Raw genomic sequence first — 23,074 nt, forward strand, 5'->3', positions numbered from 1 at the left:
CGGGGGCCGCGAAACCCAGGGTATGAAAGCCGTGGTACTCGCCGGCGGGTATGCGACGCGACTGTGGCCAGTAACCCGAAATCGACCGAAAATGTTGCTCCCGATCGGGGAGACAACCGTCATCGACCGGATTCTCGAAGAGTTGGAGTCCGACGACCGGATCAACGACGTGTTCGTTAGTACCAACGAGCGCTTCGCGGACGATTTCCTCGATCACATCGCAGCGACGGACCTCCAGAAACCGACGCTTTCGGTCGAGGAGACGGTCGAAGAGGACGAGAAATTCGGCGTGATTGGCGCGCTCGCCCAGCTGGTCGAGCGGGAAGGCCTCGAAGGCGAAGACCTCCTGGTCGTCGCCGGAGACAACCTGATTAGCTTCGATCTGAGTGAGTTCCTCGACACCTTCGAGCAGCGCGAACAGCCGACGCTTGCAGCCTACGACGTTGGCTCCCGCGAGCGAGCCAAATCCTACGGGCTGATCAACGTCGAAGGCGACCGTGTCGTCGACTTTCAGGAGAAGCCAGACGACCCGGACAGTACGCTCGTCTCGATTGCGTGTTATGCCTTCCCCGCAGAAGACGTCCGATTCGAGGAGTACCTCGAGGGCGGCAACAACCCCGACGAGCCCGGCTGGTTCATCGAATGGCTCGTCGACCGTGGTGACGTCTACTCGTTCACGTTCGACGGGGCCTGGTTCGACATCGGGACGCCCGAAAGCTATCTCGAAGCGATACGATGGACTCTTGAGGGCGACAGCGTCATAGCCGACAGCGCGACCGTCGAAGATTCGACCATCGGCGAGAACGTCCACGTCCTCCCCGGCGCGACCGTCGAAGACTCGACGGTCTCGAAGTCGATCATCTTCTCTGATGCCACTGTCAGAGACTGTGAGATCCACGACACGATTATCGATCAGGGGACACACGTCGAGCACCTCGACCTGGCTGGTGCGCTCATCGGCGCTCATACCCAGATCACGAACGGCGCCTGATAACCTCCCGCGTGAGATCGATACGGTTCAAGAGACAACGGCGACTGGCTAGGCTAACCTGGCGTCGTCGATCCGGAGATGCCCGCGCGTTCCGTCCCACACCGTCCCATATTCGAGTTCGATCGCTCGGTCCAGATGTGGCCCATCGGTCACCAGTGTTTCGAACTCGCCACCCTCACCCAGGACGTGGACGCCATACTCGTCGTTGAGTGCGAGGAGCTCATCGAGTGCAGCCTCGTCGAGTTGTCGACCGAGCCACGACTCGTCCAGTCCGGCAGCGGCGACCTGGATGATGCGAATCTCGAAGCCAGCATCGAGCATCTCCCTGGCGAGCGTTTCGGGATCACGCTGCCAGAGGGGGGCAAAAAGATCGGCGTCGACTCGCTCACAGAGACCCTCGATGCGAGAGGTCTGGAACTCGCTTTCGACCGCCCCGGCGACGACTCCCGCGACCCCATCGGGCAGTTCGGCATCGAGTTCACGGACGGCTGCTTCGAGTGGTTCGAGTTCGGCATTACCTTGCTCGGAGACATCAGTAGCGTCCTCGGCTTCGAAGGCATCCGGGTAGATGTCGACCAGCGGAATACCGACGCTATCCGCAGCCAGAGTGGCCAGATCCGTCGCCGGAACGTGATACATGTAGGAGTCGCCCTGCGGGTGGACCGTCAGGAGTCGCTCGACTGGGATATCCTCCGTGAGTGCCTGATAGAGCGCCCACGAGGAATCCTTGCCGCCCGAAAAGAGACTAAGCCACGCGCCGTTAGTCATACACCAGCGTCGCGCGCGGCCGGGTATAGACTTGCCGGTCGGGGTTGCTTATCGGTGGACTGTGATCGTCACCGCGCCACTCCAACACTCCGAAACGTGCCGAGTGCCGCCGGGCGATTCAGAGACCAGCCGCCCGTTGTCGGCCTCGAGGGGCGGATCGCACCCGTTTGCCCCGCAGGCCGGCGTGAGTGATTCAATCATACCAGAAATTCGAGTGCCGATCATCAATAAGGCGGGCCAACCCAGTGGCGAAAGTGAGAGTACAGGCCGGCAGTGGATTTGGGATAGATTGCCAACTGCCCCAAACGCTGGGTACGTAAAGGCTATGCCCGCGGCGTTCCCCGTATATAGTATGTTGCGCGAGTGGCGTGCGGGGACAGTCGAGCCGGGCGGCGATAGCCCCGTGCCTGACGACTGGCTCACCGTCGATGTCCCGGGCAAGCCTGCCGAATTCACCGGCGCTGACGCGGTGGCTTATCAGACGACGTTTCCAGACCCCCGTGGAGACGAAGACGAGCACGCACTGTTGGTACTCGAAGGCGTCTACGCACACGCACGGGTATGGCTCAACGACTCGTTTCTGGGCGAACACGACGCCTACTTCGAACCCTGCCGGCTCCGACTCGATGCGGATCTTCACGCTGAAAACGAACTGATCGTCGAGTGTCGGCGGCCGGACGACCGGTTTGGTGGAAGCTACGAGAGCGACCGCGTCCCGGATTCGAAGTCCGTCCCTGGCATCTGGTGGGGTGCCGACGTCGAAACCTACGGTGACAGCCGGATTCTGGATCTGTCGGCGCGCCCACGGATCGACGACGAGGGCGCTCGCTTCGAAGTCCGGACGACGGTACTGGCCGAACGGGCACTCGAGGACAGCGTGACGTTCTCGGTCAAGCCAGAAGGCAGTCGCCGCGGGCGCGGGATGATGCAACGAACTGCCGTCGAGGCCGCACCCGGCGAGCGAACGACCGTCGAGCACACGATCGACATTCGCGATCCGGCGCTGTGGTGGCCTCACGAATTCGGCGACCAGTCCAGATACGTCCTCCGGGCAAAGCTCGGCGACGACGAGCGGACAGTCACGACTGGACTGTGTTCGGTCGAGTACGACGAGGACGGACTAGCTGTCAACGGCGTCCCAGTGACCGCCCGCGGCGTCAACCTGCTCGTTGCCGATCCCGCAGATGTACAGCACGCCGTCGATCTCAATGCGACGGTCGTTCGGGCACAGGCACACGTCCCCAGTCCGGAGGTCTACGAAGCAGCCGACGAGGCCGGCGTCCTCGTCTGGCAGGACCTGCCGTTGACCGGCCCAGGACCGTTCGACGTCGAACGCGGCCGGGATATAGCGACACGACTTGTCGCCACCAACGAACACCATCCGAGTCTGGCTGCCGTCGGTGTCCACGACGATCCCACCTCGCTGGCCGAGGACAGCCTCGGATCTGGCGTGATTGATCGACTCCGGCTCCGTTGGCGGCTGTGGCGAAGCGAGTACGATCGCGATGGGGCGGACGCTGTCGCCGGCGCAGTCCCCGACTGGCTGGTGACGTTCCCCGTGATCGGCCAACCGGGTATCGACGCAGATGCGACGACTCTCTTCCCAGGTTGGGAATACGGCGCGGCAACGGACGCCGACTGGTTACTCGATCGGTATCCCGCGATCGGTGACGTCGTCGCCGATTACGGGGCTGGGTCGCTCGGGAGTGCCGAGGCCGGCGAAGACATCCCCGGATTCGACCACGAACGCCACAATCAACGGGTGGACGGCGACCGAGACGCTTCCCGAGCATATCAGAGCGATGTACTCAAAACCGTCACTGAATCCCTCCGCCTCCACGACGCAGACCTGTTGATCGCCAGCGGGTTACGGGACGTAGCCGGCGCTGGGATGGGGGTCATCGCTGACGACGGGGAACCAAAAGCAGGATACGACGCCCTCAAAACGGCATTCGAGCCGCTGCAAGCGATAATGGACGCACCGACGGCTGGCACCGAAACAGAGCTGCTCGTTCGCAACGATCTACCCGAGGGTGTCTCGGGCCGCGTAGCCTGGGAGACTGGTGACGTCAGCGGCGACGAAGAATTTGCTGTCGAAGGAAACGAAATGACGACGATCGAATCGGTCACGGTCCCGTCGGACGCAACGCGGATCGCTGTCTCTCTGGCCACCCCTGAGCGATCCGTGTCGAATACGTATCGCTTATAAATATTTGTGGTACCGACTCACATTCATGCGTACGAGGGCCAAGGCTATGATATGCCACGGCATGCCCCGAATTGACCGGAATCTTTAAACCCAGTCCTCTTGTAGTAGCAGTTACCTGAACGCTTCGAGCGTTCGGCAGTATCGTGCGACGCCCAGAATGACAGGGAACCTACTTATCAGGAGTCAGCACGCCTGGAGTCGCGAGACTGTCAAACGCCGAGGCGGGAACGGCACAGAGAGTCAACTATGACAGATTCGATAGACCAATCCAAGAACGTATCAGTAACAGACGACGACCTCGAGAACAAATCCAAAGGCGAACTTATCAAGCTCGCCGGACAGCTGCGAGATCGACGGAACGATCTCAACCAGATGGCCTCCGAGCGGGCCTCCGAGCGTGACGACCTCAACGCAAAGACCCGCGAGAAGGTCGACGAGGCCCAGGAACATCGCGAGAAGCGCGACGACCTCAACGAGCAGGTTCAGGAACACAAGGAAAGCCGCAACGAACTCAACGCCAAAGCTAACGAGCTGTTCGACGAAGTCGAGCAGAAAAAGGAGGACCTCGAACTCGATGAGGGCAAGAGCGTCGACCAGCTCGAAGAGGAAATCGAGGACCTCGAGTTCAAACAGCAGACGGAAGTACTCAGTACCGAGGACGAGCGCGAGCTAATCGAGAAGATCGAGGAAAAGCGGGAGAAGCTCGCCGACCGGAAAGAAAAGCTCGATCAGACTGGCGATGTCGATGAGATCAAATCTGAGGCCCAAGAGATCCGTTCCGAAGCCAGCCAACACCACCAGAAGGTGACCGAACTGGCCGACGAAGCCCAGGAACACCACAACCAGATGATCGAGGCGTATCGCGAAGCTGACGAGGTCCGCGACGAGGCCGACGAGATGCACGAGAAGTTCGTCGAGGCCCAAGAAGCAGCCGACCAACACCACGAGGACTTCGTCCGCGTCCAGAAGCGCCTGCGCGAACTCGACGAGAAAGAGGAAGAAGAGGAGCGGTCGCGCCGCGAGGAAGAGAAAGAAGCTGCCCGCGAGGAAGCCGAAGAGATCTACCAGCAGTTCAAGGATGGCGAGACCCTCGAAACCGAGGACCTGATGAAACTCCAGAAGACCGGCCTGCTCTGATCGAGTCCGACACGATAGTTCTGCGACCGGAGTCTGTGGGAGAGCGAGTGACGAGGATTTTTATGGAATCGCAGCCACCACTCGATTGTGAGCACCCTGGTGGTGTGTCTGGACCGCGGTGGGGACCTCGCGACAGCCACCGAACCGCCCGTCGTCGGGTACGACGCCGTCGAGTCGCTCGTGACTGAATTCGGTATCGAGGATCCGGAGGACAGCCGGGTGAACTGTCTGCTCGAAGGGCTCCGGGTTACCCGTCGCCTGGAAAACGACGGCGAGAAGGCAACCGTCGCGGTCGTCTCCGCCGGGAACGATGCCATGGGCCTCGACCGGACTGTCGCCCGACAGACGGACGAACTCCTGGACACGTACGATCCAGACTCGGCGATCGTCGTGACCGACAGCGCCGAAGATCAACGGTTGGTGCCGATCATCGAGAGTCGGGTCACAGTCGATGCCGTCGACCGGGTTGTCGTCCGCCAGGCCCGGGACATCGAATCGACGTATTACCTGCTCAAACAGTTCCTGGCGGACGAGGAACTCCGGGAGACGGTTCTCGTACCGATCGGAGCCGCACTCTTAGCGTTACCGATCTTGCTGGTTGTCCTCAACAGCGTCACGATGACTATCGGTGCGATTGCCGCGGCAGTCGGCCTCCTGTTGCTCTATAAGGGGCTGGGGGTCGACGAGTACGTCGCCACCCTCCCGCGCCAGGTACACAATGCCCTGTATTCGGGACAGGTATCGCTGGTGACCTACGTCGTCGCGGCCGGGCTGGCGTTGATCGGGCTGTTTGTCGGTGCACTGGGCGTTTCGGCCACTGCCTCGGATGCCGAAGTCATCTTGGCAATGCGGTTCGGATTCGACAGCGTGCCGTGGCTGACGGCCGCCGCGCTGGCAGCCAGTACCGGGCGGTTACTCGACGAACTGATCCGCCGCGAAGGCATCCGGAGTGCCTACCTGAATCTCCCCTTCGGCGTCGTCGCTGTCGGCCTCGTCGTCAGGGGCGTGACCGGGTACTTCCTCGAACGGGCGGCCGTCTTTGCATCAGTGACCGTCTCGTCGTTCGACCTCGGGCCGATCGTCGTCGAAGGATTCACACTCTCACCGAGCGCCCGCCTCGCGATGTTCCTGCTTGCCGGCATCGTCGTCAGCCTCGTCGGCGTCCGGTTTTCGGCCTACGTCAGCGGAACGGGCGTCGAGGAAGAACTCGCCAACGAGGGCCAGCCCTGAAACGCGGTCCTCAAGTGACCCTGCCCGAACGGACGTGCATGGACGAGGTCATCCGCGCACGCGGCCACGAACACGTCACGGCGACCCACCAGAGTACGCTTGAGTTCACCAGCGACGACTACCTGACGCCCGCGGGCGACTGCATTCTCGGTATCGACGCCGACCGCGTCCCCACCGATTTCGATGTGGCGTTCGTCACCGCTTGCCAAAATCGCGACGCGACGATCACAGCGACGATCGAAACAGACGCCCATCGACACGTGATCACGGGGAGCGGTCACCCGGATCTCAGCTTCGAGAACGAACGGAGCCTGGTGGTCCGAACGAGTGACTACGTCGACGATCGGACGGTCATGGTCGGGGCCGAGGGGGCCGCTGCCGACGTAGATCGTGACCTCATCGACGCACTGTCGGCGGGCGCATCGGTGACGCTGACACTCAGCGTGGAGTGAATTCGCATACCGGCTGTTTTTGGAATTGGGGCCCGGACCGAACCGTATGAGTCAGGAACCGGATCGAAACATCAGCGGCGGGGCCGATGGCGGCGGGACGACGGCGACATTCGGAGCCGACAGCGCCGAAACCCGTGCGGCGGCGGTCGTGAATCGGCTCGGGGACCTGTACTGGCAGAAGACCTACGGCGGGCGGGACGCCTTCGAAACGCTCGTCCGGACAATCCTGAGCCAGAACACCAGTGACGCGGCGAGCCAACCGGCCCACGACGCCCTGCTGGAGCGGTACGCTTCCGGTAGGGATGCCAACGCAGACGATGGGAGCGAAGTCGATCTCGTCGACGCGCTCGCCGACGCCGACCAGGCGACCCTCGCGGAGACGATATCCGGGGCCGGACTCCACAATCAGAAGTCGACCCGGATCATCGACATCGCCGAGCGGATTCGGTCGGAGTACGGGGGCGAGGCCGAGTTCGACGCGTTTGTCCGAGAGCAGCCGGCCGAGTCTGTCCGGGAGACGCTACTCGCGATGACTGGGGTTGGCCCGAAGACCGCAGACTGTGTCCTGCTGTTCGCGGGTGGCCAGGATGGGGTCTTTCCGGTCGATACGCACGTCCACCGGATCTATCGTCGGCTGGGGATCGCACCGCCGGAGGCCGATCACGAAGACGTGCGGGAGATTCTCGAACGTGATGTGCCCAGCGAGAAGTGTGGCTTCGGCCACACGGCGAGCATCCAGTTCGGCCGCGAGTACTGCTCAGCGCGGAAGCCAGCCTGTCTCGACGGACCTGAAGCCTGCCCGCTATACGACCTGTGTGACAGGGTCGGGCTCGATCCAGTTGCCGGCGAGGTCGTCGACCCTGCAGACGCAAACCAGTAACTGCAAACCGGCCAGCGACCCTAATTTTTTATCAGTATTAATCGTAGACTAGCGCATGGCACCGTTCGACGAGTATTTTCGCACCGTCTCGACGGAATTGCTCGACGCGTACGCGGCGGCCGACGGCTTCGAACACCAGCGAGACGCCCGAGACACCTTCGTCGAGACGTTTCTCGAAGCGGTCTATCCGACAGCGTACGTCAACGTTGGCGGCGAGATTGTCGACGCCAGCGGCGAGACGAGCAATCGCGCCGAGATCGTCCTCTACGATCAGCACCTGCCAGTCCTGACCGTCGGCGGGAACGATCGGTACCTGAGTGCCGGCGTCCACGCACATATCGACGTCAAAGCGGACCTCTTTGGCGAAATCGATCACGCACTGAGTAAGGTAGACTCGATCAAGCGACTCGACACCGATCGGATGCCCGTCGACGAGGATCTCGACCGGCGAAACCACCACTTTTCGGCCATTGTTGCGTACGACGGTCCCGATCCGGAGGTGTTCAAGGAGACCGTCCTCAGACACTACGCCAACCGGAACGACCTGAGTGGTTGCGCGGACCTGATCTGCGTGCCCGGCGAGTACGTAATGCTCACCACGTATACCGGGCAGAATCCGGGGTTGACATTCCTCAAAACCGATGAAGACAGTCTGATGGTGTTTTTCGTCAATTTGGCCGGGGCCGTCTCGGCGAACTACTGGCGTCGACGGCCAGTCATCTCGGCGTACATGAGCCGCACCGAAGCCGAACAGTTCTAGGGGCGTCGGCCGTCAGTCCATGGCCGCGTCGATTCGCTCGAACTGCTCGTCGGTAAGTTCGACGTCGACAGCGCCGAGGTTCTCGTCGAGTTGGTCAACCGTCCGAGCCCCGATGATCGGGACGATGGTCAGGTCCTCGTGGGCCAACAGCCAGGCCAGTGAGATCTGTGCCGGCGAGGCGTCGGTCTCGTCGGCGACGGCCCGAATCTCCTCGAGGACGTCCCAGGCCTCTTCCCGGAGGTACCAGTCTTCGAAGTGGTCGTCGATGTCGCCCCGTGATCCGTCCGGCGCGCGAACCTCGCCGTCGCCGACGCGTTCGTACTTGCCCGTCAGGAAGCCGCCGTGCAGCGGCGAGTACGGACAGACCGCCAGATCCTGGTCGGCACAGACGTCAAGGTACTCCGCGACTGGCTCGCGGTGGACCGCCGAGTACTGTGGCTGCGTGACGGTGAATGCCTCGTAGTTGTTGACGTCCGCTTTCCAGAGCCCTTTGGTGAGTTTCCAGGCATCGGCCGTCGATAGGCCGACGTGGTGGACCTTCCCCTCACTGATCAGGTCGTCGATCGTCCGCAGGGTCTTCTCGATGGGCGTCTCATCGTCGAAGCGGTGGAGATAGAGAATATCTAGGTACTCCGTGTCGAGTTTCTCGAGGGACCCCTCGACCTCGGCGCGCACGTTCTTCGACGAGAGGTTCTCCTGAAATCGGGAAACGTCCGACCAGTAGCACTTCGAAGCCACGACGAAGTCCTCTCGATCCTGTTCGTCGAGCCACTCGCCGATCCAGCGCTCGCTGTCGCCGCCACCATAGCCGTTGGCGGTGTCGATGAAGTTCCCGCCCATCTCCGCGTAGGCGTCGAGCAGCTCGTGGGCCTCTTCCCGACCCGTCTCGACGACACCCGTTTCCTCGTGTTCCATCCCGAATCGCCACGTCCCCAGTGCGATGGGCGATACTTCGAGTCCAGTGTTGCCGAGTCTGACGTACTCCATATCCACTGGCTAGGGTGCCCCCCTTTTAATTCTGATGTGATAGTTCGTATCATCTTCGATCCCCCCCAGGAGACGGCGATCCATCCACGACACCGATCACCGGGCTGGTCGAACGGCGAGGACGAGCATCGAGACCGTAATGAGGACGAACGCAAGCAGCGAAAGGTTCGGAATCGAGAGGCCGAACACCCGCAACAATACGGTCCCGCACCCGCCACCCCCGAGTGTACACTGACTCCCGCTTGTGGCCGCCAGTTGCAACAGCGAGTGATAGGCCGCGATCGCGCCACCGATCACCGACAGTGGGAGGGCGGTCCGGTAGACCTCGCGGCGACCCTCGACGGCAGCCATCCCGAGAACGACCACCAGCGGGTACATCAGAATCCGTTGATACCAGCAGAGTCGGCAGGGAATCAGTCCAAGGCCGAGACTAAGATAGAGGCTGCCGGCCGTGGCAACGACGGCAACAAGCGTCCCAATCGCCAAGAGCGGGCGAGGTGGTTCGTCGATCCACGCTCGAATCGACCACGTTGACTGGGCCGTCTGTTCGGTCATGTCAGCGGGGACTCCTGGCCCAACCCTAAATCACACGCATCGGAGCCGAACTGACGTCGGCAAAAGCGATCAGACGAACCGGAAGGTTTCGAGGTTCTTCGGCGCGAACGTCCGCATATTGTACTCGTGGTAGAGTGCCGAGGAGAGGTCCTGAACGGACGATTCGTCACCGTGGACACAGAGGATCTTCTCGGGGCGAGGGTTCATCGTCTTCACGAAGTTCTCCAACCCCTGCCGGTCTGCGTGACCGGAGAACCCGTCGACCGTCTCGACGTTCATTTTCAGCTTCAGGGTGCTGGCACGACCGTTCCCGTTGCCGAGCGGAATCTCGTCCCACCCGTTCTGGATGCGCTGGCCGAGCGTCCCCTGGGCCTGGTAACCGACGAACGCAAGCGTCGAGTCCGGATCGGGACCGAGGTGCTCGATCCAGGACATGATCGGCCCGCCTTCCATCATCCCGGAGGTCGAAAGAATGATCGACGGCCCTTCGTCGACGACTTCCTGACGCTCGTCTTCCCCGCCGTCGATATGATTGAACTGGTCGGCCAGGAAGGGATTCTCGTCCTCGTGGAAGATCCGATCCCGAAGATCGTCACGCAAATATTCGGGATACGTGCTGTGAATGGCCGTCGCCTCCCAGATCATCCCGTCGAGGTGGACCGGCATCTCTGGAATATCTCCCTCGCGCATCGCCTCTTCTAAGACGAGCATGAGTTCCTGGGAACGCCCGACAGCGAATGCCGGAATCAATATTTTCCCACCCCGGTCGTAGGTGTTCTGGATGACCTGTTGGAGTTTCTGCTCGGAATCGGCCTGATCGGTCTGGTAGTCGTTGCGACCGCCGTAGGTCGATTCAAGCACCAGCGTCTCGACGCGCGGGAACTCGTTTACGGCCCCGTTGAACAGCCGGGTGTCCTCGTAGTGGATGTCGCCCGAGAATGCGACGTTGTACAGTCCCTCACCGATATGGAAGTGTGCAACCGACGACCCAAGAATGTGCCCGGCGTTGTGCAGGGTGAGTTTGATATCCGGCGAGATGTCTGTGACGTCGCCGTACTCGATCGGAATGGTGTGTTTGATCGCCTCCCGAACCATTTCGGAGTCATAGGGCGGCGATCGCCCCTCTTTGGCCGCGACGTCGAGATAGTCAAGCGTCAGCAAGCCCATTAGATCTCGAGTCGGTTCGGTCGTGTAGATCGGCCCATCGTACCCGTACTTGAACAGGAGCGGAATGAGCGCGGAGTGATCGAGGTGAGCGTGCGTGAGCACGACCGCGTCGAGCGAACTCGCCCCTGATCCCAGCGCTTCCGGGACCTGAAGGTATGGAACTTCATCCTCGGCGCCCGGCTTGTCGCCGCAGTCGATCAGGACGCGGGTCTCCGGCGTCGAAAGGATGAACGCGGCCCGGCCGACCTCCCGGCAACAGCCAAGCGTCGTGATGCGGACCCACTCGTCGTCGGACATCTCTTCGCGATGGATCTGTCGACCGACCCGTTCGAGAATGTCCCGGCGCTCGTCGCGTTCCTGGGTGAGAAAGCTCCGGACGTTCGAGACCGTCGAGGACTCGATCGGTGGCGTTCGGACGACATCGGGTGTCCAGCCGACCTCTCTGGTTATCTCCCGGAGGGTCGCGCCGTGGCGGCCGATCACCATTCCTGGCTTCTCGGCTTCCACGATGACTTCGCCAGTGTCTTCGTGGAAATCCAAGTCGGAGACCGTTGCCTCGTCAGGGATCACAGACATGATCTCCTCTCTGGCTTCCGGTGGGGAAGTCAAGACGTCAGGATCGGGCCGAACAGTGATTCGTTTGCGGAGTTTCGAAGCCAGTCGACGGATCAAATCACCGTTGTCCGCGAACGTCTTCGGATCCCGCGTGTATACGATCAGTTTCGGCCCTTCGTAAGTGACGTCCGTGATCGAGATGTTGTTCGGTACTTCGCTTTCGATCGTCTTCTTGGCGTCATCGAGTTGCTGATCTACGTTGCTCATAGCTGCAAAAAGTCCGCACTGCCGTGCCCGCCGGTAGGCCGACAGAGCGTTGCCCGCGATCCGGTGGACAACTGCCGTCGGTATGCGGGACGGCGGCTGATTAATAATGTCATGATGCGATAGTGCTGCGCTCGCGATCGTGCTAGTCCGGACCCATCTGAGTAACCAAGAGAGCCCGGAAAACCGATCTCGACTGAAGATATTCGTCTCGGATTATAAAAACCTTCGGAAAATGCAGGACACGGCCAACCCTGAATCGGGCATAGGCCAGACACCCGCCATCGTGGATGCAGAGCGAGCGCGCCTGCTAGAACGGGTCGAAATCGTCGTCCCGTTGATCAACAACGTGAGACAGCAACTCGGTAACGCCTTCGAGACTGGGATCGCGTCAGTAACGGGCGAGCAGTATCGGCGACCGATCAGAAATATTCGCCGATGGCGATCGAGCGGTCAACGTCGCTGCACTGGCGGGCCTGCTTTGGAACCTCGACATCGAAGGCGACTACCCGGGTTGTCTCGTCGGCGAACTTCTGGGCGGGAGTTGGCGGCCACAATCGCTAGCGAGCAGCCACGGTCACCTCCTGCCAAAGTGACAGTTCACTATGCGGATAGTCACACACGGAAAAGAGGACCCAACAGCCGGCCGGGATGCCCTCGACGCCGCGCTGGCAGCCGGCGTCCAAACGCGATTGTCTGGCTGGGAGTGATGCGCCACGGAGAGTCCGTTCACCGTCGATCCGACCGATGAGTGATCGACCGCGATCCAATGGCTCTTGACGCTGGCCGGCCTATCAACTCCCATGCGTGTCGAGCAACTCGGGGAGGGGGAGCCGGATCTGGCGATCGTCGCGGCGATCCACGGCGACGAACCCTGTGGCGTCCGTGCGGTCGAGCGACTGCTGGCAGACGAGTCGACCGTCGAACGCCCGGTTCGGTTGATCGTCGCCAACGAGACGGCCCTCGAAGAAAACGTGCGCTACGTCGATACGGACCTCAACCGGGCATTCGACGAGGAAACGCCAGGGGACGCCCACGAGCGGGAACTGGCCGGCGAACTCGCCGACGCCGTCCGCGGCTGTACGGTCCTCTCGATCCATTCGACTCGATCGGCCGCCAAACCATTCGCGATCACGTCCGGGCTCGACGAAATCGCCCGCCGGATCGTTCCCCATCTCTCCGTCCGGGCTCTGGTCGAAACCGGCATCAACGTCGAAGGACGACTGTTCGCCGCAGCAGCCGACATCATCGAGGTCGAAGCCGGCTACCAGGGCTCCGAGGAAGCCGCCGAGAACGCCTATCGGCTCGCCCGGGAGTTCCTGACGACGACGGGCGCGTTAGCCGGCGACACGATCGCCCACGATCTGGAAGTCTACGAGCAAGGGGAGCCGGTCGAGAAGCCGACAGCTGACGAGTACGAGGTCTTCGCGGAGAACTTCGTCCACGTCGACGCCGGGGAAACCTACGCGGCGGTTGACGGCGAGGGGCTCGCAGCCGAGGACGGGTTCGACCCGATCCTGTTTTCGGCCTATGGCTACGAGCACATTTTCGGATATCGCGGCGCGTTCGTGGGAACGCTCCGGACCACTGAAGACGGAACATCGACGCTGACGGCCGACTGAGTTGACAATCTCGGGCCCGCGAGAGCTGGCGTCCCGAACACGGCGACTTTAAGCCTGTTCTCCCGGACGTACGTGTATGAGCGGCGAGCAGGAACTCGGCATCACCGAGAGCAAGGAACACGCGACGGGCGAGTGGTACGCGGAACTGGTCCAGAAGGCAAAACTCGCGGATTACGCCCCGATGGGCGGATTCATCGTCACCCGGCCCCGCGGCTACGCTATCTGGGAGCGCCTCCAGAACCACCTCGATGGCTGGTTCAAAGAAACTGGCGTCCAGAACGCCTACTTCCCGATGTTTATCCCGGAGTCGTATCTCGAAAAGGAGAAAGATATCGTCGAGGGGTTCGACCCCGAAGTGGCATGGGTCACCAAGGGCGGCTACGACGAACTCGAAGAACAACTGGCCGTCCGGCCGACCAGCGAGAGCATCATCACCCCGTTTCTCGCCCAGTGGACGCGATCCCACCGCGATCTGCCGATTCGCGTCAACCAGTGGTGTAGCGTCGTCCGATGGGAAGCCACCGAGACCAAACCGTTCTTCCGAACCAAGGAGTTCCTCTGGCAGGAGGGTCACACCGCCCATCACGATGCCGAAGACGCCTGGGCGGAGATGGCAACGCGCCTCGACCAGTACGAGCGCCTCTATGAGGACGTGCTGGCGATGCCGGTGCTTTCGGGCCGCAAGCCCGAACACGACAAGTTCCCGGGCGCCCACACGACCATGTCGGTCGAGGCCCTGATGCCCGACGGCAAGTCAGTCCAGGGCGGGACCTCCCACTATCTGGGCACCTCCTTCGCGGAGGCCTACGACGTCACGTACATCGACGAAGACGAGGAAGAACGAACAGCCCACACGACCTCCTGGGGGCTGTCCTGGCGGGCACTGGGTGCGCTGTTCATGACCCACAGCGACGACCAGGGGCTCGTCCTCCCACCCGCGCTTGCGGACCCCCAGGTCGCGATCGTCCCGATCTGGGACGACGAGAGCAAAGACGACGTGCTCGAATACGCCGAAGACGTCGCCGAGGACCTCGAGGACGCCGGCGTCCGGGTCGAACTCGACGACCGCGAGCACCGCAATCCCGGCTTCAAGTACAACGAGTGGGAGCTGTATGGCGTTCCGCTCCGCATCGAGATCGGCTCCTACGAGGTCGAAGACGACGAGGTCACGCTCGTCCACCGCCCCGACGGCAAGGAGGTCACGGAAGAGCGGGATGGTGTCATCGAGACCGTCGAGGAACATCTCGACACCGTCTTCGCGAAACTGTACGCCAGCGCGGAAGAGACACTGGAAGGTGAGATCCGCGAGGCCGAGTCCCGCGAGGAGATTCTGGGCACGATCGGCCAGCACGGCGGCTACGTCAAATGTGGCTGGTGTGGCGACGAAGACTGTGAGGAACCGATCAAAGACGCCATCGCTGCCGAAATCGTGATGGTCCCCAAGGACCGCGACGAAGAACCGATCCACGACGAGTGTGCCATTTGTGGCGACGACGCCGAGGAGACGGCCTACTTCGCCAAAACCTACTAGACCATCTTTTTCTTCGTCGGGTGTCCTCGCTCACTTCGTTCGCTTCGGGCACCTCTCCTCGAAAAACATGGGTGAAAAAGTCTGAAGCCTCACTTCGTTCGGCTTCAGTGAACCGCGCTCGCTTCGCTCGCGCGGACAACCGCCCGCATATACGTTTTAGTCTGTCATAGAAACATTCACAGCCGATTACCTGCGGTGCACTCCGAGTGGTCTAATGTTTCGATCGATATGGGTTCGGAAAGCAGTGCAAAATGTAGAGGTATAATCCGCAGGTGCGATTGCATTCAAGAGCCCACTACTCTCCTATACGACTGAAACAAATTTCCAACTGTCAGCCATAAGCTCCACCCAAACCGAACTCCTACTCGACGATCTCGACGTCAAACATGCTTCGCCAGCGGTAGCGCCGCCCGCCCCAGTGGAACGTCCGGCGGGCCAGTGCGTACGCGAACAGTGGCAGGTCGGCCACCGTCGCCGGCACCGCTAGGAGGAATGTCCACCGGTGGATACCAAAGGCCGCGTAGACGAGGCCATACGCCAGCGTCACTGCAACCGTCGTGAGGACCAGGAAGAGCACGAAGACTGTCGTGATGGCGAGCAGTGCGAGGCCGTTGAACACAGTGATTCCCGGGCCGTGAAACCGGACGATCTTGATGAACCGGACAAATCGTTCGAGTGACTCCCGCATCGTCCCACCGGCCTCGTCGACGGTCGGCTCGACACCCGCGTCCGCGAGTGTCTCGACGAGCAAGCGACGCATCGCTGTCACGTCCTCGTGGGAGGGTGTCAGGACAGCACGCTCGTGAAAGTCCAGCGTGTCAAACGCCATCACTCCCGCTCCGGTTCGGGTGCGCCGGACGCTTCGTCCTCGACGCGCGTGACGTCGGCCATGGTCTCCCGCCGGCGGACGACTCGATGACCGTCACCCTCGATCGCAACCTCTGCGGGCCGGGGCTGAGAGTGGAAGTTATTGGCCAGTTCGTAGCCGTAGGCCCCAGCATTCCCGATCGCGAGCACGTCACCGCATTCGGGTCGAGCGATCGGTCGATCGGTGGCGAAGACATCCGCACTGGTACAACAAGGGCCACCGATCGAGACTGGCTCACCATCACGATCGGGAGCGGAGACGTTCCGGATCGGATGATAGGCGTCGAACATCGCCGGTCGGATGAGCGTCGACAGCGACGCGTCCACACCGACGACGGTCGCGTCGGGCGTCTCCTTGACCGTGTTGACTTCCGTGAGGATCAGTTCGGCATCGGCGACGACGTACCGGCCCGGCTCGAATTTCGGCGTCGCCGCCAGGTCGCCGATCGCCTCGCTGACGGTCTCGGCGACGTACTCGATATCCAGTGGCGGTTCGTCCTCCCGGTAGGGGACACCGAACCCGCCGCCGAAGTCAACGAACTCCAAGTCCCCGTCGCCGACCGCCCGAGCCAGATCGGCAACCTTGCCGAGTGCGCGGGCGTGGTCGTCGACTTCGTCCGTCAGTACTCCACTTCCCACGTGGGCATGAATTCCGACAAGATCGAAGCGGTCCCGGAGATCGTCGGCGAGTTCGGGGACGCTATCGTATGGGATCCCGAACTTGGCGTCCTTACCAGTCGCGACCTTCTCGTGGTGGCCGGTCCCGATACCGGGATTGATCCGGATGGCGACGCGGCCGTCGTACCCGCGCGCTTCGAGTCGATCGAACGTGTCTTCGGCCCCGCCGGTGATTGTCAGCCCCGGATAGTCCTCGGCCAGGTCGACTGCATAATCGAGGTCGGCATCCGGCGGATTGACGGCCGTGTACTGCAGCGTGTTCGGGTCAGCACCCGCCTGGATCGCCCGCTGGAGTTCGCCACGCGCGGCACACTCGATGGGTGCACCGGCATCCAGCAGTACGGAAAGAACCGCTCGGCCGGTGTGGGCCTTCGCGGCGTACATGACTTCGACGTTTGGGAAAGCTGCCTCGAAGGCCTCCTCGAAGCGGCGATAGTTCGCGGCGGCGCGATCGGGGTCGAGGACGTACAGTGGCGTTTCGTACCCGTCCGCGAGCGTGAGTAGTCGCTCGTGATTCCAGTCAGCGAGACGGGCGACCGGCGTCGAGTGGATCATTGGCTAGCAGGGAGGCAGCACGGCTAACAAGAGTTCCGATCGTCTCGGTCAAACCCAGTTCTTATTCCCGCAAGGCATCCTCGCGCTCGGCCCCCTCTAGGGTCTCTTCTTCGACGTGAGTCGCCACCACGGCTGGCTTGTACGCGCCACCATCGAACAGATCGTGCTCGCCGATCGAAGACTCGACGAATCGCTGGAATGCTCGCCGTTCCGGTGGCAGTTCGCCGTAGAGAATCTCCTCTTCGACGAGATCGTAGACCGGGATCCGTGGCGACAAGAGCGTATTTTCGCCGACGACCGAGTTCTCGCCGACGACAAATCCCGAGGTGACCCGACTCCCCGCCCCGAGCGCGACCCCGTCCTCGACGATCACCGGTGCGTCCTCGACGGGTTCGAGCACGCCGCCGATGACGGTGTTGGCACCCAGCTTCACGTCGTCACCGATCTGTGCACAGGATCCAACGACGTCATTGGAGTCGACGAGCGTGCCGTCGCCGACGTGTGCACCGATGTTCACGAACGCGGGGCTCATCAGGATCGCGTCGCTGCCCACGTAGGCACCACGTCGAATGACTGTCCCGTCGGGCGTGTTGCGCGTTCCGCGCTCGCCGAGATCAGCCGTCTCACGGAGGGGGAGCACGTCGTGGTAGGTCACGTCGCCGTATTCTCGTGGTTGGGTTTCTCGGAGAGTGAAGTTGAGCAGAATGCCTTGCTTGACCCACTCGTTGGCTTCCCAAGCACCGTCGCGATTCTCGGCGGCCCGCACGTCGCCGGCTTCCAATGCTTCGAGGAACCGGTCGAGAGTGGCCTTCTGGTCCTCGGAAATGTCGGCTGCCGTCAGGTCGTCCGATCGATCCCAGAGCGTCTCGATATCGGCTTGGAGACTCATATTAGCCTTCGATTACGTCCCCGAATGTATAGAGTCCCTGATCGCGGCCATCGAGCCAAACGGCTGCGTCGAGGGCGCCAGCGGCGAAGACGCCACGATCCTCGGCGCGGTGGGTCAGGGTCAGGACCTCGTCGTTGCCGGCGAACATGATCTCGTGCTCGCCCCGGACGTCGCCCGCGCGTCGGACGTGGACGCCCACCTCGCCCTCTTGGCGTGGTTGCATCCCTTCACGGCCGTAGGTTTCCTCGAAGTCACGTTCCTCCGCAAGGGCGTCGAGAATGGTCGTAGCGGTACCGCTCGGTGCGTCCTGTTTCCTGTTGTGATGGGTCTCGGTCAGTTCGACGTCGTATCCCGGCAATGCACAGGCGGCAGCTCGAACCGTCTCCAGGAGTGCCTGGATCCCCCGTGCGAAGTTCGCCGCCTTCAATATCGGAACGTCCTCGCTGGCCGCTTTGAGGTCGGCGACCTGGTTGTCGGTCATCCCCGTCGTGCCGGTGACCAGGGGGACGCCTGCGTCCGCACAGGCGTCTGCCAGGGAGACTGTCGCGTCCGGGACGGAGAAGTCGACGATCGCGTCGGGTTCGTGGGTCGAAAGCAATGCCGGGACGTCCGCCGGGTCGTGGGCGGGTTTGTCGGCGACTGTCTCGACGTCGGCGGCGTCGATCGCCAGGACGACCGCTACGTCCTCTCGCTCGGTGGCTGTCTCGATAACTGTCCGTCCCATGCGTCCGGCTGCGCCGGAGACGCCGATGCGTATCATGTCCATCGCTCCGTGCTCGGTCCCGGAATGGCTATCGGTCCGTTGTCTCGACGGGTGTCTCAACGTCGATCGGTTCGAGAGCTCCAAGTGCGTCCCGGAGATGCTGGCGATGTTGCTCCGAGAGCCGGGTCAGCGGTGACCGGAGTTCCGGCGAGTCGTGTCCGCGAATCGCCATCGCCTCCTTGACCGGGATCGGGTTGGTCTCGACGAACAGTGCCCGCGTGAGCGGGCCGAGTTCGTGATGTAACTCGCGAGCGCGCTCGAAGTCACCGGCCAGGGCCGCCCCGACCATCGCGCAGGTCCGGACGGGTTCGACGTTCGCGACGACGCTGATCGCCCCGCGCGCGCCGATCGACACCATCGGAACCGTCACCGGATCGTCGCCCGACAGGACTGCGAAATCCAGCTCGCGAGTCCGTTCGACAATCTCGGATATCTGACCGAGATCGCCCGAGGCGGCCTTGAACGCCTGAATATTCTCGTGTGCGGCGAGTTCGACCGCGGTATCAGGTTCGATGTTCCGACCCGTTCGAGAAGGAACGTTGTAGACGATCTGTGGGAGGTCGATCGCGTCCGCGATCGTCCGATAGTGTTCGACCAGCCCACGCTGTTCGGGCTTGTTGTAATACGGCGAGATGAGCAAAAGAGCGTCGGCACCGGCGTCGGCCGCCCGCCGTGACAGCGACAGCGCCTCACGCGTGTTGTTCGAGCCCGTTCCGGCGATTACTGGCACGTCCGCGACGGCGTCGGCGACGGCCTCGATCACCTCGACGTGCTCGTCGTGGCTGAGCGTGGCGCTCTCGCCGGTCGAACCCACGGGGACGACGCCGTCGACGCCGGCGGCTTCGAGGCGTCGGGCGTTCGCCCGCAGTTGGTCGAAGTCGATGCTCCCGTCCGCGCTGAAGGGCGTCGTCATGGCTGGATAGACGCCCTCAAACAGTGGTTGTGGTGTCATAGGTCGTGATACGGTATAGTCGACGGGCGATACCAAAAAACCGGCCCCGGACGGGACGCCACCCCGCCAGGAGCCACTCACGCACGTTTCGGTTTCGAAACCGGACTAACGGCCAGCTCCATCGACAGCCCGGGAACACCCACGCCCGACTGTATCGGTGACCGACTTTGAGTGTTCCCGATCATATCCGTTGGGGTGACTGGCAGGGACTTAGGGGTTACGCTCGATCGCCGCCGAACACAGCGTATTCGTGTCGGTGGCCGGGAAATGGATTATTGAACCTGAGAAATGGGACAGTAATCTATTACGTACTCACGGTGAGAGTTTCGAACGGATGGGTTGGCAGGTCACGAGCCAGGCGGTGCCGCTGTTCGTCGCAGCAGCGCTCGCGGGAGCCGCCGCCGTGGTTGCCGTCCGCCAGCGCGAGCAACACGGCTCCCGGCTGTTCGTCGGTTTTGTTCTCGCCGCAGCATGGTGGTCGCTCGGGGCCGGACTCGAACTCCTTCGGACAGACATGCCCTCAAGCACACTTCTGACGAAGGCGACATACCTCGGTATCATCGTCGTGCCGATCGCCTGGGTGCTGTTCATCCTCGAGTACACGGGCCGACGACAGTGGTTCGACCGGCGACGGCTCGGCTTGCTCGTCGTCGTGCCAGTGATCTCGACGGTTGCAGTGGCGACCAACGAACCGTTCGGCGTCCATACACTCTTCTGGATTGAGCCCGAACTGGCCATCGAGGGATCGGTCCGTAGCTTCGACGGGACGTACGGCCCGCTGTTCTGGGTGCACGCGCTGTACTCGTATGCCCTGCTCACATTAGGATCCTACTGGCTACTCGAACTCGCGATCTTCTCCGAACACCGCTATCGCTCCCAGGCGATCGGATTGCTGGGTGCGGTAGCGGCACCCGTGGGCGTGAATGCCCTCTACATCTTCGACGTGATCCAGACGCCGTACGATCCGACGGTGCTTGGCATCGTCCTCAGCTCCGTGCTTATCCTCGGAAGCTTCCGGCGACACAACCTCCTCGATGTGGTTCCCGCCGCCCGGGAACTCGCTCGCTCGGAACTCCTTGAGAACCTCGACGACCCGATCATCGTGCACAACGATGACGAGCGGGTCGTCGACGTGAATCCGGCCGCGACTCACGTCTTCGGAATCGACCGCCGCGACGCTATCGGGGAGGATATCGAGACGGTAAGCCAGGAGCTACATCGGTTTCTCGACAGCGACAAATCCACCGACACGCTCACCCGAGATGTCGATGACGTGACGCGGTATTACGACGTCAACGTCACATCCCTCTCGACGGGGACCGATGCCGAAGTCGGGCAGTTGCTCGCACTCCGGGACGTCACGGCACGCGAACACAACCGACAGCAGATCAACGTCCTCAACCGACTGCTCCGGCACAACTTCTCCAACGCGATCACCGTCATTCTGGGCAACGCCGAGCACGCCAGAGACGCAGTGACCGACGAAACCATCGAACAGCGACTCGCTACTGTCGTCGAGCACGCCGAAACCGTCATGGGTAAACGCGAGCGACTCACGCGGGTCCTGCAGAGTTTGGAGGGCGAACAGTACGAACGCGGCGAGGTAGGTGACGTGATCGAGACAGTCACAGCGGCGATCCGGGAAAACAATCCGGACGCCGATCTGCGAGTCGAAGGTCCGAACGCACCGCTCGAAATCGACGGTCGCGACCGACTCTACATCGCCATCGAGGAACTGCTCGTCAACGCCATCGAGCACAACGACGGATCGATGTCGAAAGTCGGATGCGAGACCAGCGTCGTCGACGGCGTGGCGAAAATCACAGTCACTGACAACGGCCCCGGCATCCCACAGCACGAACTCAATCCGATCACGAACGGTGGGGAGACACAACTCGCTCACGGCGACGGGGTCGGGCTGTGGCTCGTCTCCTGGATCGTCCACTCGCTTGCCGGCACGATCGACGTCCAGACTAACGACAGCGGGACGACCGTGACGATAACTGTGCCCGGGTGCGAGTGATCGCCGAGGGGCTGGCGGTGACCGATCACGTCTGGTCCCCGTCGCAGGGCTGAAGCTCGGTTAGGCCTCGCCCAACCCAACCGCCTCGGCGTCCGCCCGTGCCCGATCGGCCGCCGCCTCGACATCGAACTCTCTGACGATCTCCCCATCACGAACGAGTGGTTCCATGAGCGATTCGCCGTCGGCCGGCCCCGGCTGACTCGCGAGACCGACCTCGTGGCCGCCATCGGGCGTCCGGTAGACGGCTTTCTTCCCGGAGAGCTTCCCGCGCTTGGCGACTGGTTCGCCGTCGATTGCGACGATATCCAGGGCGAAGTCCTTCGGGTCAGCGTTGGAGACGTACCCGCCGACGCCGAACCCGTCGGCGACGTCACCCAACGCCCGCAACGCCGCGGGATCGAGGCCGCCGCTGAGGAAGATGTCGACGTCGTCGTACCCGCGGGCGTCGAGTTCCCAGCGCACTTCCTGGACGATCCGTCGGAAGTCACCCCGCCGGGAGCTGGTCGTATCGAGCCGGATACTATCGAGGCCCGCAACGGCTTCGACGGCACGGATCGCTTCATCGACTTCGTCGCTGTAGGTGTCACATAGGGCCACTCGCGGGACATCGGTACCGACTGCCTCGTCGAAGCCACGCCAGGCGGCTTCCTGGTTGCCGCGCCCGAAGCAAATCACCAGCGCGTGGGGCATCGTGCCGCCGGCTTCCCGATCGATCACGTCACCAGCAGCGACGTTCGAGATGCCATCGAGGCCGCCGAGCAAGGCGCTCCGTTCGATCATCGCCCCCAGTGAGGGGTGGACGTGCCGGGAGCCGAAACTCAGGACTGTCGAGTCCGGCGCAGCCAACCGGGCGCGCACAGCGTTGGTGGCGACGCCGGTCGGATGGGAGAGAAAGCCCAGTAATGCAGTCTCCAGCCTGGCGAACTCCCGATACCGGCCTTCGATCCGCATGACTGGCCCGTGATCGAACAGTTGGCCCTCGGGTAGGGCATCGACATCGACGGGATGGCCTTCGAGCAGGTGGGCAGCGTCTTTCAATCCAGCCAGAACGGCGAACTTCCCGGTCGGAAACTGATCAGCCGAGACCTCCGCGACGACCTGGGGGTCCTTTCCGGCGTGTTCTAAGGTCTCCATCGTCCGGTCGAAATAGGCGTCCGTCGCTCGGCCCGACGCGATCGCCGACGGGGGCACAATGTCGAACGGCGACTCTTCAGTCATGGTATCGGTCGCTTCGCGCCC

The 23,074-nt window shown here is 62.4% G+C and carries 20 protein-coding genes and 1 pseudogene; 11 read left to right on the plus strand and 10 right to left on the minus strand.

All coding sequences use genetic code 11. The features are described from left to right. Positions 1–22: 22 nt before the first annotated feature. Positions 23–991, plus strand: coding sequence for a sugar phosphate nucleotidyltransferase (locus HZR20_RS01105; RefSeq protein WP_181684752.1), 969 nt, complete (start codon positions 23–25; stop codon positions 989–991). Positions 992–1,039: 48 nt separating this feature from the next. On the opposite strand, the gene HZR20_RS01110 is transcribed toward HZR20_RS01105, so the two are convergent. After that, the gene (locus HZR20_RS01110) at positions 1,040–1,759 is read right to left on the minus strand and encodes a diphthine--ammonia ligase (RefSeq protein WP_181684753.1); all 720 of its coding nucleotides are present in this window, start codon (positions 1,757–1,759) and stop codon (positions 1,040–1,042) included. A 352-nt stretch (positions 1,760–2,111) separates the two neighbouring features. Between HZR20_RS01110 and HZR20_RS01115 the strand changes: the two genes are divergently transcribed. The 6 genes from HZR20_RS01115 to HZR20_RS01140 all read left to right on the plus strand — a co-directional run bounded on the left by HZR20_RS01115 (position 2,112) and on the right by HZR20_RS01140 (position 8,427). After that, positions 2,112–3,968 (plus strand): glycosyl hydrolase 2 galactose-binding domain-containing protein, encoded by a 1,857-nt coding sequence (locus HZR20_RS01115; RefSeq protein WP_258560307.1) that lies wholly within the window; start codon positions 2,112–2,114, stop codon positions 3,966–3,968. 246 nt (positions 3,969–4,214) lie between these two features. Next, positions 4,215–5,105, plus strand: coding sequence for a coiled-coil protein (locus tag HZR20_RS01120; protein ID WP_181684755.1), 891 nt, complete (start codon positions 4,215–4,217; stop codon positions 5,103–5,105). Between the two features lie 87 nt (positions 5,106–5,192). After that, positions 5,193–6,335 carry a DUF373 family protein gene (locus tag HZR20_RS01125; protein WP_181684756.1) on the plus strand — a complete coding sequence of 381 codons (1,143 nt, stop codon included), beginning with the start codon at positions 5,193–5,195 and terminating at the stop codon, positions 6,333–6,335. Positions 6,336–6,373: 38 nt separating this feature from the next. Further along, entirely contained in the window at positions 6,374–6,787 is a 414-nt protein-coding gene (locus tag HZR20_RS01130) for a DUF371 domain-containing protein (RefSeq protein ID WP_181684757.1), read from the plus strand. A gap of 46 nt (positions 6,788–6,833) precedes the next feature. Next, complete coding sequence (locus HZR20_RS01135) at positions 6,834–7,667, plus strand: endonuclease III domain-containing protein (protein WP_181684758.1); 834 nt, start codon at positions 6,834–6,836, stop codon at positions 7,665–7,667. Positions 7,668–7,722: 55 nt separating this feature from the next. Next, positions 7,723–8,427 (plus strand): DUF6602 domain-containing protein, encoded by a 705-nt coding sequence (locus tag HZR20_RS01140; RefSeq protein WP_181684759.1) that lies wholly within the window; start codon positions 7,723–7,725, stop codon positions 8,425–8,427. A gap of 12 nt (positions 8,428–8,439) precedes the next feature. On the opposite strand, the gene HZR20_RS01145 is transcribed toward HZR20_RS01140, so the two are convergent. The 3 genes from HZR20_RS01145 to HZR20_RS01155 all read right to left on the minus strand — a co-directional run bounded on the left by HZR20_RS01145 (position 8,440) and on the right by HZR20_RS01155 (position 11,958). Beyond that, entirely contained in the window at positions 8,440–9,414 is a 975-nt protein-coding gene (locus HZR20_RS01145) for an aldo/keto reductase (RefSeq protein WP_181684760.1), read from the minus strand. A gap of 96 nt (positions 9,415–9,510) precedes the next feature. Beyond that, on the minus strand, positions 9,511–9,969 hold the full coding sequence (locus tag HZR20_RS01150) for a disulfide bond formation protein B (protein WP_181684761.1): 459 nt from the start codon (positions 9,967–9,969) through the stop codon (positions 9,511–9,513). Between the two features lie 69 nt (positions 9,970–10,038). Further along, entirely contained in the window at positions 10,039–11,958 is a 1,920-nt protein-coding gene (locus tag HZR20_RS01155; RefSeq protein WP_181684762.1) for a beta-CASP ribonuclease aCPSF1, read from the minus strand. A 262-nt stretch (positions 11,959–12,220) separates the two neighbouring features. Between HZR20_RS01155 and HZR20_RS14745 the strand changes: the two are divergent. From HZR20_RS14745 to proS, 3 genes and pseudogenes are all read left to right on the plus strand, one after another. After that, positions 12,221–12,665: pseudogene (locus tag HZR20_RS14745) on the plus strand (hypothetical protein). A gap of 93 nt (positions 12,666–12,758) precedes the next feature. Further along, the gene (locus HZR20_RS01165; RefSeq protein ID WP_181684763.1) at positions 12,759–13,577 is read left to right on the plus strand and encodes a succinylglutamate desuccinylase/aspartoacylase domain-containing protein; all 819 of its coding nucleotides are present in this window, start codon (positions 12,759–12,761) and stop codon (positions 13,575–13,577) included. Positions 13,578–13,653: 76 nt separating this feature from the next. Further along, positions 13,654–15,108, plus strand: a complete 1,455-nt coding sequence (gene proS / locus HZR20_RS01170) for a proline--tRNA ligase (protein ID WP_181684764.1) — start codon at positions 13,654–13,656, stop codon at positions 15,106–15,108. Between the two features lie 361 nt (positions 15,109–15,469). Here proS and HZR20_RS14685 read toward each other — a convergent pair whose 3' ends face one another. The 5 genes from HZR20_RS14685 to dapA form a co-directional block, all read right to left on the minus strand. After that, positions 15,470–15,937, minus strand: a complete 468-nt coding sequence (locus HZR20_RS14685; protein WP_309484873.1) for a hypothetical protein — start codon at positions 15,935–15,937, stop codon at positions 15,470–15,472. Then, positions 15,937–17,208 carry a diaminopimelate decarboxylase gene (lysA, locus tag HZR20_RS01180; RefSeq protein WP_181684765.1) on the minus strand — a complete coding sequence of 424 codons (1,272 nt, stop codon included), beginning with the start codon at positions 17,206–17,208 and terminating at the stop codon, positions 15,937–15,939. The genes HZR20_RS14685 and lysA overlap by 1 nt, the downstream gene beginning before the upstream one ends. 61 nt (positions 17,209–17,269) lie before the next feature. After that, on the minus strand, positions 17,270–18,097 hold the full coding sequence (locus HZR20_RS01185) for a 2,3,4,5-tetrahydropyridine-2,6-dicarboxylate N-succinyltransferase (protein ID WP_181684766.1): 828 nt from the start codon (positions 18,095–18,097) through the stop codon (positions 17,270–17,272). 1 nt (position 18,098) lies between these two features. Beyond that, complete coding sequence (dapB, locus tag HZR20_RS01190) at positions 18,099–18,857, minus strand: 4-hydroxy-tetrahydrodipicolinate reductase (RefSeq protein ID WP_181684767.1); 759 nt, start codon at positions 18,855–18,857, stop codon at positions 18,099–18,101. A 31-nt stretch (positions 18,858–18,888) separates the two neighbouring features. Continuing rightward, a complete protein-coding gene (gene dapA, locus HZR20_RS01195; RefSeq protein WP_181684768.1) occupies positions 18,889–19,812 on the minus strand; it encodes a 4-hydroxy-tetrahydrodipicolinate synthase in 924 nt (307 codons plus the stop codon). Positions 19,813–20,146: 334 nt separating this feature from the next. Between dapA and HZR20_RS01200 the strand changes: the two genes are divergently transcribed. Next, positions 20,147–21,835 (plus strand): sensor histidine kinase, encoded by a 1,689-nt coding sequence (locus HZR20_RS01200; protein ID WP_181684769.1) that lies wholly within the window; start codon positions 20,147–20,149, stop codon positions 21,833–21,835. Positions 21,836–21,895: 60 nt separating this feature from the next. Here the strand turns inward: HZR20_RS01200 and HZR20_RS01205 are convergent, their stop codons facing one another. After that, the gene (locus tag HZR20_RS01205) at positions 21,896–23,053 is read right to left on the minus strand and encodes a nicotinate phosphoribosyltransferase (RefSeq protein ID WP_181684770.1); all 1,158 of its coding nucleotides are present in this window, start codon (positions 23,051–23,053) and stop codon (positions 21,896–21,898) included. Positions 23,054–23,074: the final 21 nt, after the last annotated feature.

Origin of the sequence: Halorhabdus salina (assembly GCF_013839425.1) — an archaeon.
GTDB lineage: Archaea > Halobacteriota > Halobacteria > Halobacteriales > Haloarculaceae > Halorhabdus > Halorhabdus salina.

Excerpts from the sequence above, each read along its gene's own strand:
- HZR20_RS01105 (WP_181684752.1), top strand. The coding sequence starts at position 23 with ATGAAAGCCGTGGTACTCGCCGGCGGGTATGCGACGCGACTGTGGCCA.
- HZR20_RS01110 (WP_181684753.1), bottom strand. The coding sequence starts at position 1,759 with ATGACTAACGGCGCGTGGCTTAGTCTCTTTTCGGGCGGCAAGGATTCC.
- HZR20_RS01115 (WP_258560307.1), top strand. The coding sequence starts at position 2,112 with ATGTTGCGCGAGTGGCGTGCGGGGACAGTCGAGCCGGGCGGCGATAGC.
- HZR20_RS01120 (WP_181684755.1), top strand. The coding sequence starts at position 4,215 with ATGACAGATTCGATAGACCAATCCAAGAACGTATCAGTAACAGACGAC.
- HZR20_RS01130 (WP_181684757.1), top strand. The coding sequence starts at position 6,374 with ATGGACGAGGTCATCCGCGCACGCGGCCACGAACACGTCACGGCGACC.
- HZR20_RS01135 (WP_181684758.1), top strand. The coding sequence starts at position 6,834 with ATGAGTCAGGAACCGGATCGAAACATCAGCGGCGGGGCCGATGGCGGC.
- HZR20_RS01140 (WP_181684759.1), top strand. The coding sequence starts at position 7,723 with ATGGCACCGTTCGACGAGTATTTTCGCACCGTCTCGACGGAATTGCTC.
- HZR20_RS01145 (WP_181684760.1), bottom strand. The coding sequence starts at position 9,414 with ATGGAGTACGTCAGACTCGGCAACACTGGACTCGAAGTATCGCCCATC.
- HZR20_RS01150 (WP_181684761.1), bottom strand. The coding sequence starts at position 9,969 with ATGACCGAACAGACGGCCCAGTCAACGTGGTCGATTCGAGCGTGGATC.
- HZR20_RS01155 (WP_181684762.1), bottom strand. The coding sequence starts at position 11,958 with ATGAGCAACGTAGATCAGCAACTCGATGACGCCAAGAAGACGATCGAA.
- HZR20_RS01165 (WP_181684763.1), top strand. The coding sequence starts at position 12,759 with ATGCGTGTCGAGCAACTCGGGGAGGGGGAGCCGGATCTGGCGATCGTC.
- proS (WP_181684764.1), top strand. The coding sequence starts at position 13,654 with ATGAGCGGCGAGCAGGAACTCGGCATCACCGAGAGCAAGGAACACGCG.
- HZR20_RS14685 (WP_309484873.1), bottom strand. The coding sequence starts at position 15,937 with ATGGCGTTTGACACGCTGGACTTTCACGAGCGTGCTGTCCTGACACCC.
- lysA (WP_181684765.1), bottom strand. The coding sequence starts at position 17,208 with ATGATCCACTCGACGCCGGTCGCCCGTCTCGCTGACTGGAATCACGAG.
- HZR20_RS01185 (WP_181684766.1), bottom strand. The coding sequence starts at position 18,097 with ATGAGTCTCCAAGCCGATATCGAGACGCTCTGGGATCGATCGGACGAC.
- dapB (WP_181684767.1), bottom strand. The coding sequence starts at position 18,857 with ATGATACGCATCGGCGTCTCCGGCGCAGCCGGACGCATGGGACGGACA.
- dapA (WP_181684768.1), bottom strand. The coding sequence starts at position 19,812 with ATGACACCACAACCACTGTTTGAGGGCGTCTATCCAGCCATGACGACG.
- HZR20_RS01200 (WP_181684769.1), top strand. The coding sequence starts at position 20,147 with ATGGGTTGGCAGGTCACGAGCCAGGCGGTGCCGCTGTTCGTCGCAGCA.
- HZR20_RS01205 (WP_181684770.1), bottom strand. The coding sequence starts at position 23,053 with ATGACTGAAGAGTCGCCGTTCGACATTGTGCCCCCGTCGGCGATCGCG.